At 69.5% G+C, this 12393-nt stretch carries 12 protein-coding genes and 1 pseudogene; 12 read left to right on the forward strand and 1 reads right to left on the reverse strand.

Annotated features, from left to right (window positions below; genetic code table 11):
- Positions 1–21 precede the first annotated feature (21 nt).
- From AB5L52_RS06300 to AB5L52_RS06355, 12 genes are all read left to right on the forward strand, one after another.
- Positions 22–918: a dihydrodipicolinate synthase family protein gene (locus tag AB5L52_RS06300; RefSeq protein WP_369362917.1), complete on the forward strand. Its 897-nt coding sequence runs from the start codon at positions 22–24 to the stop codon at positions 916–918.
- Between the two features lie 116 nt (positions 919–1034).
- Positions 1035–2036, forward strand: coding sequence for a proline racemase family protein (locus AB5L52_RS06305; protein ID WP_369362918.1), 1002 nt, complete (start codon positions 1035–1037; stop codon positions 2034–2036).
- Positions 2037–2078: 42 nt separating this feature from the next.
- Positions 2079–2780, forward strand: a complete 702-nt coding sequence (locus tag AB5L52_RS06310) for a GntR family transcriptional regulator (RefSeq protein ID WP_369362919.1) — start codon at positions 2079–2081, stop codon at positions 2778–2780.
- 162 nt (positions 2781–2942) lie between these two features.
- Positions 2943–4370 (forward strand): amino acid permease, encoded by a 1428-nt coding sequence (locus AB5L52_RS06315; protein WP_369362920.1) that lies wholly within the window; start codon positions 2943–2945, stop codon positions 4368–4370.
- A gap of 221 nt (positions 4371–4591) precedes the next feature.
- A complete protein-coding gene (locus AB5L52_RS06320; RefSeq protein WP_369362921.1) occupies positions 4592–5926 on the forward strand; it encodes a PP2C family protein-serine/threonine phosphatase in 1335 nt (444 codons plus the stop codon).
- A gap of 88 nt (positions 5927–6014) precedes the next feature.
- The gene (locus AB5L52_RS06325) at positions 6015–7082 is read left to right on the forward strand and encodes an MASE1 domain-containing protein (protein ID WP_369362922.1); all 1068 of its coding nucleotides are present in this window, start codon (positions 6015–6017) and stop codon (positions 7080–7082) included.
- A complete protein-coding gene (locus tag AB5L52_RS06330) occupies positions 7079–7303 on the forward strand; it encodes a hypothetical protein (RefSeq protein ID WP_369362923.1) in 225 nt (74 codons plus the stop codon). The genes AB5L52_RS06325 and AB5L52_RS06330 overlap by 4 nt, the downstream gene beginning before the upstream one ends.
- 472 nt (positions 7304–7775) lie before the next feature.
- Entirely contained in the window at positions 7776–9017 is a 1242-nt protein-coding gene (locus AB5L52_RS06335) for an IS110 family transposase (RefSeq protein WP_369362924.1), read from the forward strand.
- Positions 9018–9063: 46 nt separating this feature from the next.
- On the forward strand, positions 9064–9612 hold the full coding sequence (locus AB5L52_RS06340) for a GNAT family N-acetyltransferase (protein WP_351572833.1): 549 nt from the start codon (positions 9064–9066) through the stop codon (positions 9610–9612).
- A gap of 11 nt (positions 9613–9623) precedes the next feature.
- Entirely contained in the window at positions 9624–10286 is a 663-nt protein-coding gene (locus AB5L52_RS06345) for a M15 family metallopeptidase (RefSeq protein ID WP_369362925.1), read from the forward strand.
- A gap of 161 nt (positions 10287–10447) precedes the next feature.
- On the forward strand, positions 10448–11386 hold the full coding sequence (locus AB5L52_RS06350) for a MerR family transcriptional regulator (RefSeq protein ID WP_369362926.1): 939 nt from the start codon (positions 10448–10450) through the stop codon (positions 11384–11386).
- Between the two features lie 74 nt (positions 11387–11460).
- Positions 11461–12027, forward strand: coding sequence for a GNAT family N-acetyltransferase (locus AB5L52_RS06355; RefSeq protein WP_369362927.1), 567 nt, complete (start codon positions 11461–11463; stop codon positions 12025–12027).
- 35 nt (positions 12028–12062) lie between these two features.
- Here AB5L52_RS06355 and AB5L52_RS06360 read toward each other — a convergent pair.
- A pseudogene (locus AB5L52_RS06360) lies at positions 12063–12368 on the reverse strand (transposase); the annotation flags it as partial.
- Positions 12369–12393 lie beyond the last annotated feature (25 nt).

Consider the following 12393-nt stretch of genomic DNA (forward strand, 5'->3'; position numbering starts at 1 on the left):
TCATCCGATTGGGGACCACAGATGACCCACCCGCAGAACCGCCCGTGGCACGGCGTCCTCGTCGCGACCGCGCTCCCGCTGCGCGACGACCTCTCGATCGACTACGACCGCTATGCGGAGCACTGCTCCTGGCTGGTGGCCAACGGCTGCGACGGCGTCGTACCCAACGGCTCGCTCGGCGAGTACCAGGTGCTCACGCCCGAGGAGCGGGCCCGGGTGGTGGAGACGGCCGTCGCGGCGATCGGCGGGGAGCGGGTGATGCCGGGTGTCGCCGCGTACGGCTCGGCGGAGGCGGGGCGCTGGGCCGAGCAGGCGGGCGAGGCCGGCTGCGGGTCGGTGATGCTGCTGCCGCCCAACGCGTACCGCGCCGACGAGCGAGCCGTCCTCGCCCACTACGCCGAGGTCGCCCGCGCGGGGCTGCCGGTGGTGGCGTACAACAATCCGATCGACACCAAGGTCGACCTGGTGCCCGAACTCCTCGCCCGGCTGCACGGCGAGGGCCACATCCACGGTGTCAAGGAGTTCTCCGGCGATGTCCGCCGCGCCTACCGCATCGCCGAACTCGCCCCGGAACTCGACCTGTTGGCCGGTGCCGACGACGTCCTGCTGGAGCTGGCGGTGGCGGGCGCCAAGGGCTGGGTGGCCGGTTACCCGAACGCGCTGCCGCGGGCCTCGGTGGAGCTGTACCGTGCCGCGGTGACCGGCGACCTCGCCACCGCGCTTCCCCTGTACCGGCAGCTGCACCCACTGCTGCGCTGGGACTCGAAGGTGGAGTTCGTGCAGGCCATCAAGCTGTCCATGGACATCGTCGGCCGGTACGGCGGTCCGGTGCGCCCGCCGCGCGTGCCGTTGCCGCCGGAGCAGGAGGCCGCGGTCCGCGCGGCGACCGAGAAAGCCGTGGCCGCGGGGCTTGCCTGAGAAGGTCCATGGCCGCGGGCTCGTCCGAGAGAGTCCGTGGCCGCGGGCTCGTCCGAGAAGTCCGACCAGGAGATCCGACAACGAAATCCGACCAGGAGACTGGAGACTGGAGAAGCATGCGCAGCAAGCTCGTGCTGCACGCCGTCGACTCGCACACCGAGGGTATGCCGACCCGGGTGATCACCGGTGGGATCGGCACCGTACCGGGTGCGACGATGAACGAGCGGCGGCTGTACTTCCGTGAACACCGCGACTCCGTCAAGCAGTTGCTGATGAACGAGCCGCGCGGCCACGCCGCGATGAGCGGTGCGATCCTCCAGCCGCCGAGCCGCCCCGACTGCGACTGGGGCGTCCTCTACATCGAGGTCTCCGGCTATCTGCCGATGTGCGGGCACGGCACCATCGGGGTCGCCACCGTGCTGGTGGAGACCGGCATGGTGGAGGTCGTGGAGCCGGTGACCACGATCCGGCTCGACACCCCGGCGGGGCTGGTGGTGGCCGAGGTGGCGGTGGAGAACGGGGCCGCGCGGCACGTGACCCTGAGGAACGTGCCGTCGTTCACCGTCGCCCTGGACCGCAGGATCGCCCTGTCCGACGGCCGCACGGTCACCTACGACCTCGCCTACGGCGGCAACTTCTACGCGATCCTGCCGCTCGACGCCTTCGGACTGCCCTTCGACCGCGCCCGCAAGGACGACATCCTCGCGGCCGGCCTGTCCCTGATGGAGGCGATCAACTCCGAGGCGGAGCCGGTGCACCCCGAGGACCCGTCCATCCACGGCTGCCACCACGTCCACCTCTACGCGCCCGGCGCCACCGCACGCCACTCGCGGCATGCCATGGCCATCCACCCGGGCTGGTTCGACCGCTCCCCGTGCGGCACGGGCACGAGCGCGCGTATGGCGCAACTGCACGCGCGGGGCGAACTCCCGTTGCACACCGAGTTCGTGAACGAGTCCTTCATCGGGACCCGGTTCACCGGACGCCTGCTCGGTACGACGGAGGTCGCGGGCGTCCCGGCGGTCCTGCCCAGTTTCACCGGCCGCGCCTGGATCACCGGCACCGCCCAGTACCTCCTCGACCCCACCGACCCCTTTCCGGAGGGATTCGTCCTCTAGCCTCCCCCGACCTCCTCTAGACTCCGCCCGGTGATGCGTGACATGGCACAGGGACAGAACAGGCCGGACGCGGACCTGCCGGCACTCCCCCGGCTGGGCGGGCGGCGCAGCAGCTATCGCGAGCGGGTCGCGGACGCGCTGCGCGCCGCGCTGATCGCGGGCGAGCTGCGGCCGGGCGAGGTCTACTCGGCGCCCTCGCTCGCCGCCCGCTTCGGCGTCTCGGCGACGCCGGTGCGGGAGGCGATGCTGGACCTCGTCAAGGAGGGTCTGGTCGCCACCGTGCCGAACAAGGGCTTCCGGGTCACCGCGGTCTCCGACAAGCAGTTGGACGAGTACACGCACATCCGCGCGCTCATCGAGATCCCCACGGTGGCCGCGCTGGCCCGTACCGCCGACCGCGTCTCGCTGGAGGCGCTGCGCCCGGCGGCCCGCGAGATCGTCGGCGCGGCGGCCGCGGGCGACCTGATCGCCTACGTCGAGGCCGACACCCGCTTCCACCTCGGCCTGCTCGCCCTGGCGGGCAACGCCCATCTGGTCGAGGTGGTGGCCGACCTGCGCGGCCGCTCCCGCCTCTACGGCCTGACGGCCCTGGTCCAGGCCGGCCGCCTGCTCGCCTCGGCCGAGGAACACCTGCAACTCCTCGACGCCCTCCTGGAACGGGACGAGAAGGCCGTACACGCCATCATGACGCGGCATCTGGGCCATGTACGGAGCCTGTGGGCAGAGGGAACGGCACACGACTAGCGCCGAACACCTTGCGGCACAGACCCCACTTTGGTGCATTTTTTTCACGATCAGCCGGGCTGGACGACACAAGAACCGGCGATTTTGTGGCGGGCGGGGGCTTCCCGGAGCATGACTGCGTCCCGGCGATCCCGGGACGTCTGTTCGATGAGAGGCACCCCCATGCACGTCACCGGAACCGCACCGCAGCCGGCTCCGGCCCCCTCCGAGGACCTCACGGCTCCCGGCGGAGACCTTCGGGACACCACGAGCGGCGAGGACGCCCAGAGCTCCGGCAGCAAGCACGCCCGGCGCTTCGGGCTGCCGGTCGCGACCGCGCTGGTCATGGGCAACATCATCGGTGGCGGCATCTTCCTGCTGCCCGCCTCCATCGCCCCTTACGGCACGGTCAGCCTGGTCGCCTTCGCCGTCCTGACCGTCGGCGCCATCATGCTCGCCCTGGTCTTCGGCCGACTCGCCGCGCGCGACCCCCGTACCGGCGGCCCGTACGTCTACGCCCGCGAGGCCTTCGGCGACTTCGCCGGGTTCCTCGCCGCATGGGCGTACTGGATCACCACCTGGGTGTCGAACGCGGCGCTCGCCGTCGCCGCCGTCGGCTATCTGGACGTGCTGATCCCGGTCAACGACCACAAGTGGACCGCGTGCCTGGCCGCCCTTGCCCTGCAGTGGCTGCCCGCGCTCGCCAACTTCGCCGGTACCCGGTACGTGGGAGCCGTCCAACTGGTGGCGACGGTGCTGAAGTTCGTACCGCTGCTGCTCGTGGCCGTCGGCGGGCTGTTCTTCTTCGATCCGTCCCGGCTCGGGCCGTTCAACGCCAGCGGTCACAGCGCCGTCGGCGCGGTCTCCGCCTCCGCCGCGCTGCTGCTCTTCTCCTACCTCGGGGTGGAGTCCGCGGCCGTGAGCGCCGGCGAGGTCAGGAACGCCCGCCGCAACGTGGGGCGCGCCACGGTCATCGGCACCGCGGGCGCCGCGCTGGTGTATCTGCTGGGCACGCTGTCCGTCTTCGGAACGGTCGCGCACGACCGGCTGGTGACCTCCACCGCCCCCTTCTCCGACGCCGTGAACACGATGTTCGGCGGCGGTTGGGGCGGTACGGCGGTGGCGCTGGCGGCGCTGGTGTCGATGACCGGATGCCTCAACGGCTGGACGCTGCTGAGCGCCCAGACCCCGTACGCGGCGGCCAAGGACGGCCTGTTCCCGGCCGCCTTCGGGCGCCGGCGCCGGGGTGTGCCAACGGTCGGCGTCGCCGTCACCGTGGTCCTCTCCTCGCTCCTGACCGCCTACAACTACCTGTCGGGCTCGGGGAAGGTCTTCGAGGTCCTGGTCCTCGTCACCACGTTCACCGCTACCGTGCCGTACCTGCTGGCGACGGCCGCGCAGCTCTTCCACCTGGTCTCCGGCCGAGGCGAGTCGGTGGACCGCGCCCGGCTGGTGCGGGACTCGGTGATCACTGCGCTGGCGGCCGCCTTCTCCCTCTGGCTGATGGCCGGTGCCGGCTACGCGGCGGTGTACCAGGGCGTGCTGTTCCTGTTCGCCGGGGTGCTCGTCTACGCCGTGATGGCGGCACGTCGGCAGCGACGCGAGGCCTAGCCGGACTGGAGCCGCCGGACAGGGCCTGGCCCCGAGGGCCCGCCGCCGCGGGCCGCGCTCCGACGCGTCGGTCTCCTCCGCCGATGTCACAATCGAAGGCGAGGCGGCCCCCGGCGGCCGGACCACCGGCACGGCTGCCGAGACGGTACCCCGGCGTGTCAGGAGGTCGGAATGTACCGCTCACGTGCGGCGACCGAACAGCCGGCCACCAGGCGCGCCTGATGACCCGGGAGCGGATGGGGCGGCAGCCGAGGCGGGCGCACGTCCCCGACCTGCATGTTCGGCTGCGGTCCGAGCTGGGCCGGATCGACGACCAACTGCGTTCCCTGCTGTCCGCCATGGACCGGCTGCAGGGCCTGCTGGACGCGGTGGTGGCCATCAGCCGTGAGGTGGAGCTGCCTGCGGTGCTGCGCCGTATCGTCACCACCGCCATGGACCTGGTGGGGGCCCGCTACGGGGCACTGGGCGTGCTCGACGCGTCCGGAGAGCGCCTGGAACAGTTCGTCGCGGCCGGTCTGTCCGAGCAGGAACGCGCTGATCTCGCCGAGGTCGGCCTGCCCCGTGGTCTGGGCGTCCTCGGCCATCTGATCCGCTACCCCGAACCCCTGCGGATCGACGACATCACGGCCCATCCGTCCTCCGCCGGGTTCCCGCCCGGCCACCCGCGCATGTGCACCCTGCTCGGCGTCGCCATCAGCGTGCGGGGCGAGATCTACGGCGACCTCTACCTGGCCGAGCGGAGCGACGGCCGGCCCTTCGACGTGCACGACGAGAACGTCGTCGTCGCCCTGGCCGGCGCCGCCGGCATCGCGATCGAGAACGTCCGCCTGTTCGAGAAGATCCGGGTGGGCGCCGAGCAGTTCCAGCGGCTGCTGCTGCCCACCCTGCCCGACCTGCGGCCCTTCACCGCCGCCGCCATCTACCGGCCCGCCGCCGAGCCGAGTCAGCTCGGCGGGGACTGGTACGACGCCATCCTGCTGCCCGACAAGGTCGTGGCGGTCGTCATCGGCGACGTGGTCGGCCACGATCTGCAGGCCGCCGCCGCCATGGCCTCCACCCGCAACATGCTGCGCGCCCTGCTGTTCGACCACACCAGTCCGCCCGGCGCGATCCTCGCCCAGCTCGACCATGCCCTGGAAGCCATCACGAGCAATCCCGTCACGACCACCACCCTGGCCCGCATCGAACCGGAGGGACCCGGCTGGCGGCTGCGCTGGAGCACCGCGGGCCACGTCCCGCCCATGATCGTCACCCAGGATCGCCGGGTGCGGTACCTGCTCGCCGAGCCCGGACTGCCGCTCGGCGTCGATCCCGAGCAGGCCCGGCCCGACCACTCGCGCTTCCTGCCGCAGGGCGCGACCGTGGTGTTCTTCACCGACGGGCTGATCGAGCATCCCAACCACTCCATCGACGAGAGCCTGAGCCAGCTCGCCGGACTCGCCGCGGAACATGCCGACCTGCCCCTGCCGGAGTTCGTGCGGGCACTGGCCGATCACCACCCCAGCGACGGTCACGACGACATGGCCATCCTCGCCCTGCGCACCCCGCAGGCCTGACCTCGACGGCGACGTGGAGGATCCGGGCGATCGGACGGATGATGGGCTTCGAGGTGATATCCACCGATATCGGCACGGAGGTCGCCCGATGGATGGCGCGCGGCTCGAACAGCTCCGGCGCGGCGGCTCGGCCGCCCTGGAGATCTGTGCCATCACCGCGCTGTACTACGGTTCCGCCAAGGCAGGGCTGCTCCAGCAGCTGGTGCGCAACCAGGTCACCCCACTGTGGCCGCCGAGCGGTATCGCGGTGGCGAGCCTGCTCCTGCGCGGTCCGCGGGTCTGGCCCGGCATCGCGCTCGGCGCCTTTCTGACCAATGTCTCGCTGGGCCCGTCGCTCCCGGCCGTGTTCGCGATCACGGCGGGCAACACCCTCGCTCCTCTGTGCTCGTACGCGCTGCTGCGCCGTGCGGGGTTCCGCAACGAACTGAACCGGCTGCGAGACGCGCTCGCGCTGATCTTTCTCGGTGCGTTCACCGGGATGCTGATCAGCGCGACGACGGGCAGCGCGACCCTGCTGCTCGCCGGGGTGCTGCGCACCAGGGGCTTCTGGCCGACGTGGTGGGTCTGGTGGACCGGCGACGCGATGGGCGTGCTGGTGGTCACGCCGGTCCTGCTCGTCCTCCGCTCGGTGCGCCGGCCGAGGGACGTTCTACCGTTGCGGTGGGCGGAGGGGCTGCTGCTTCTGGCAGCCGTCGCCGGCATCGGTTTCGTCGAGACCAGCAGCACACCGCTGCTGTTCCTCGGCTACCCGTTGCTGATCTGGGCCGCCTTCCGCTTCCAGCTGGCCGGGGCCGCGCCCTGCGCGCTGGCCGTATCGACCTTTGCGATCATCGCCGCCACCCGGCAGACGGGCCCGTTCGCCGGCCGCGACCTGCTCACCAGCATGATCACCCTGCAGGCGTTCAACGGCTCCGCCGCCCTGACCGCGCTGATGCTCGCCGCCGTCATCAGCGAGCGGAGCCAGACCCAGCGGGAGATCGTACGAGCCTGCGGGCAGCTCGCCGGAATGGCGGCCAAGATCGCCACGAGCAGCCACCACCCGAGGCTCCCCAACGGGGAGGGCGAGCTCCCGGACGGGGCGGACGAGAAGCTCCCCGACGAGGCGGACCGGACACAGGAAGAACACGGCAGCCAGGCCGGACACTCAACGACATGAGATGCAGCGTCGACTTCTTCCTGTCCAGTGCCGACGAGCTGATCAGGGCAGCTGCACCCTGGCTGCCGCACGCTTCCTGGATCTTCGCCAACGCCCGAGAACACCCGCTCCTGGATTCCGTGCTCGACGCGTCGGGGCTCGCCGGCATCGTCGTCACCGATGGCCCTCGTCCCGTACGCCTCATCAGCCCGTACCCTTCAAGCAGGCTCGATCGGGCATGAGCGGCAGCCCTGGGACACCGGTGCCGCTGCTCGCCCTCGCTGCTAATTAAGAGCTGCGATCATGATCGCTACAGTACGGGCGTGCAGGTGGGCACCCGGTCGGGCTGTAAACTCCGCGTCCAGCCAGAAGGCCGGATGCGACTCTCATCAGCCTGCCCACCAAGGGCTCTCCAAGACTCCGTCGGCCGGCCTTCTGGGGCACCCCAGACTGCTGATTAAGAGTGGCGACTCGATCGCTTGTACGGACTTGCCAGCGGGTGTCCCTGCTGTCCGATGATCGTTACATCTACAGCCTGGAAGGCTGGATGCGACTTTCAATCGCCTGCCCATCGAAGGGGCTCCTTGAGACTGCGTCGGCCAGCCTTCAGGCCACCCTCACTAACTGATTAAGAGCTGCGATTCGATCGCTCGTACGGACTTACTCCAGGGGTGGCCTGGCACTTTTTGTCCGTGATCGACCTGGAGAGACGAGATGACGCAGCGGCCACCGCAGGTATGGGCTGGGATCGACGTAGGAAAAGGACATCACTGGTTCACAGTGGTCGACAGCGACGGCGAGTCGCTGTGGAACCGCAAGGTGGTTAACTCTGAGTCCGACATCCTGGCCGCATTCGGCGAGGTCATGGGCATGTCGGACCACGTAACCTGGGCTCTCGACCTCATTGACGGCCCGGCATCTCTGCTTCTAGGAATTATGGCTAACCACGGCCAGAACCCGCGGTACGTCGCCGGCTCGAAGTTCGCGGCCTTCAAGAAGAGCTTCAGTGGGCAGGGCAAGACCGACTTGAAGGACTCCTACATCATTGCCGAGTTCACCCGTTGCCTTCGACGGCAGACGGTCCCTGTGCCAGCGCCCCCAAGGGTCACCAAGGAACTCACGCTCATCCTGTCCCACCGCAACGGCCTCTCAACCGAACGCACCAGGACCATCAACCGCATGAGAGCCCTGCTCACCAGCATGTTCCCGGAGCTGGAGCGGTCCTTCGACTACGCCCAGGCCGCAGGGCCTCTGGTCCTCCTATCCGGATACCAGACACCAGCTGCCATCCGACGCATGGGCGAGAGCAGGCTGACTGCCTGGCTCACCAAGCGTGGAGTAAGGAATGCGGCAGCCCTCGCAGAAAAGGCCGTAACAGCCGCTAAATCCCAGGAATCAGCAGCCAGTGAAGAAGACCTGGCAGCCGAGCTGGTGGCCGAACTCGCTCAAAAGATCACGGAGATGAACAACCGGCTGAAGGAGCTGGAGAAGAAGATCAAGGAACTTCTCTCCCAACACCCCCAGGCGCCCATCGTCCTTTCCATGCCTGGCTTCGGCCAACTCCTTGCGTCCGAACTTCTCGCAGCGATCGGCGACATCTCACGGTTCCCGACCGCTGGGCGACTCGCTGTCGCGTCGGGAATGGCTCCCGTCTCTCGTGACTCCGGATCAAACACGGGAAACCGCCTGCGCCCGACCCAATACAGCCGCCCCCTCCAGCGGGCATTCTTCCTGTCGACCCAGGTCGCATTCTTGACCGCGGGGACGTGGGAGAACGAGATGTACCTGCGCAAGTACAAGGGCTACACACACGACAAAGGCCGCCACAAGAAGGCCGTCATCGCTGTCGCCCGCCAGCGAGTCTCCATCCTGTGGGCCATGCTCCGGGACGGTCGGCTCTACGAGAGGGAGTACAACCCCCGCGAGAAGACAGCCACAGAGGTTCAGGCTGCTTGACGAAACCCATTAAGAGTCTCATGGGGCGTGCGATAGGTTCCCCACCATGATCGAACCTGGAACCTTCACCTGGCCGACGGCCCCGTTACCGACCGACCGGCTCGTGCTCCGCCAGTCCGAGGCCCGGGACCGCGCGGCCTTCGTCGAGCTGTTCGCCTCGCCCGAGGTGGGCACCTACATCGGCGGCGCCCGGCCTCGCGACGAACTCGAACGCGCGATGCCTGAAGTCCCCGGCCGACGCCCCGGCTGTTTCGTGGTCGAACTCGACGGAACGATGATCGGCATGATCACGCTCGATCCCCGCGGCGCCGAGCGCCGGGGACATGTCCGCCCCGAGGCCGGAGAGACCGAACTCGGTTACCTGTTCCTGCCCGAGGCGTGGGGACGCGGTTACGCCTTCGAGGCGTGCGCGGCGGCACTCGACTGGTTCACCGGCGCGCGGCCCGGCGAACCCGTGGTGCTCTCCACCCAGAGCGCCAACCACCGGGCGATGCGCCTCGCGGCGAGACTGGGCTTCACCGAGGTCGAGCGGTTCGAGGAGTACGGCGCCGAGCAGTGGTTCGGCGTGCGCCACCCGGCCACGTCGGCAGGATGAGGGGCGGCGACATGGACGCGATCGTGCTGATGTCGGATCCGAAGGTCGCCGCCGTGCCCGTGACCGAGTCCGGCGAACGCCTCGTGGACGTCCGCCTCGGCGGCCGTCTGCTCGTCGACACCCGCAAGCAGGACCCGGCCGACGCCTTCGCCCACCTGCGGGAAGGCGTGTTGGAGCGGCTGCTCACGGCACAGACCATGCTCCCGACGGGCATCCGGCTGCTGTTCGTCGAGGGGTACCGACCCCCTTCCCTCCAGCGGGAGTACTTCGAGGAGTACGCCGGCCGGCTGCGAGCCGCCCACCCCGGCTGGTCCTCCCAGGAGATCCACTCGGCGGCGAGCAGGTACGTGTCACCCCCCAACATCGCCCCGCACAGCGCCGGCGCGGCCGTCGACCTCACCCTCGCCGATGCCGACGGGAACGAGCTGGACCTGGGCACGCGCATGAACGCGGACCCGGAGGAGAGCGCCGGCGCCTGCTACACCCACGCCCCGAACATCAGCGAGGAGGCCCGCGCCAACCGGGAGCTGCTGGGCACCGTACTCACGGCCGCAGGGCTGGTGAACTACCCCACGGAGTGGTGGCACTGGTCCTTCGGGGACCGCTACTGGGCCTTGCTCACGGGCAACGCCACGGCGCTCTACGGCCCCAAGGAGCTCGGCTCGCGCAACTGACCGACCAGACCTCCTGTTCCGGCCCGGGCAGCGTACCGAGAGCGAGCCGCCCGCCCTGGTCCGGCAAGAGGAATTGTCACGACGTGTGGATGAGGAGTGGTTGCCTGCTGGCAGGCGAAGGGACTTGAGTCTCCAGTAGGGGGAGACACGAAGGTGGGGACATGGACGGCGACACGCTCTACTCGATCGGTGAACTGGCTCGACGGACCGGTCTCACGGTCAAGACCATTCGGTTCTACTCCGATCGCGGAATCGTGGCGCCGACGGACCGCAGCCCGGCCGGCTACCGCCTCTACAGCATCAACGCCGTCGCACGCCTGGACCTCGTGCGGACCCTGCGCGAGCTGGGACTGGACCTTCCCACGATCCGCAAGGTCGTGGACCGCGAGCTCTCGCTTCCCGAGGTCGCCGCGGCGCACGCCGAAGCACTGGCAGTGCAGATCCGCGTCCTGCGCCTGCGGCGCGCGGTGCTGACGGCAGTGGCCGAGCGCGGGTCCACACCTGAGGAGACGGAACTCATGAACCGGCTGGCCCAGCTTTCCGAGGACGAACGCAGACGCCTGATCGGCGATTTCCTCGACGCCGTCTTCGGCGGTCTTGACGCCGACCCCGCATTCGCGGGGGTCATGCGCTCGATGACCCCCGAGTTGCCCGACAACCCGGAGGCAGAACAGCTCCAGGCGTGGGTGGAACTGGCCGAAATGTCCCTGGACCCGGGTTTCCGCGCCGCCGTGCGGCGGATGGCCGAGGACCAGGCGGCCGAGCGGGCCCGAAGCGACATGCGGGGCCCGCGCCGCGACATTGCCGCAGCCGTCCGTGACCAGGCCGGCCCGGCCCTGACCGCCGGCATCGACCCGGCCTCACCCCAGGCCGATCCGATCGTCGCGGAGTTCACGGCGCACTACGCGCACCTCCTAGGCCGCCCCGACGACATCGAGCTTCGCCGCCGGCTAGCGACTCGGCTGGAGAGCGTGAACGACCCACGCAGGGAGCGATACCTCCAGCTGCTCGCAGTGGTCAACGGCTGGCCGGCCCCGGAGAGTCTGGCTCCAGTGTTCGACTGGTCCGTCCAGGCCCTGCGCGTCCGGACACAGCAATGACGGGGCGGTCGCAAAGAGGTATGGGGCGGACGCGGCCGGCGTCGGGTGAAAACGCCACCACACATGACCGGCTGATGAGTGCCCCGGTCGTACTTCAGGTGGCCGCGTCGCCGGTCTCTCCCGCTCTCGTTCTTCGCCCCTGGCGCATGGAGGACGTTGCCGCATTGGTCGAGGTGAGCCAGGACCGGGCACTGCGCCAGTGGGCGAGCTCTGTCGTGGACGACGACGCCGAGGGGACACGCTGGGTGCAGGCTCAGCAGCAGGGCTGGGGAGCGGGGAACCGGTTCGGCTTTGCCGTCCTTGAGGCACAACCCGGTTCAATTCGCGAACAGTTGGTGGGCAACGTGGTCCTCAAGGAAGTCACCTCCGGCAAACCGGCGGCCGAAGTGGGCTACTGGACCGCGGCACACGCTCGCGGCCGGGGAGTAGCCTCCCGCGCCCTGGAGGCACTCACCAGCTGGGCCTTCGACACCTTCGAAGCCGACGGTCTTGAGCGTCTCGAACTCCTCCACCAGGTGGACAACCCGGCATCGTGCCGGGTCGCACAGAAGAGCCGCTACGACTTCGACACCCTCCTGCCCGCAGCACCGCCCTCCTTCCCCCGCGAGGGCCACCTGCACATACGGAGCGCGCGTGCCTGAGACCCTCCCGGCTTCTGCGGACCGGCTGAGGCTGCTCACGCAGAGAGGGGCTCGGGGCGTTCGACGAGGCGGCCGCGTTCGCAACGCGCCCCGGCACGAACCAGAGCGACAAGGTGGGGTGCGTTCACAGCCCGCCGGCGGGCCTGGGCTGGCTCGACCAGCTTGAAAACCATCGCCAGCCCGGCGGCCCGGCTGCCGGCACCCTTCGTCACCTTGGTCCGCAGCCGCACGGTGGCGAACATCGACTCGATGGGATTCATGGTCCGCAGATGAATCCAGTGCTCGGCGGGGAAGCCATAGAAAGCCAGCAACTCGTCCTCATCGTCCACGATCTTCTTGACCACCGGCTCGGTGCCGGGCACGGAT

This window comes from Streptomyces sp. CG4 (genome assembly GCF_041080655.1).
Taxonomy (GTDB): domain Bacteria; phylum Actinomycetota; class Actinomycetes; order Streptomycetales; family Streptomycetaceae; genus Streptomyces.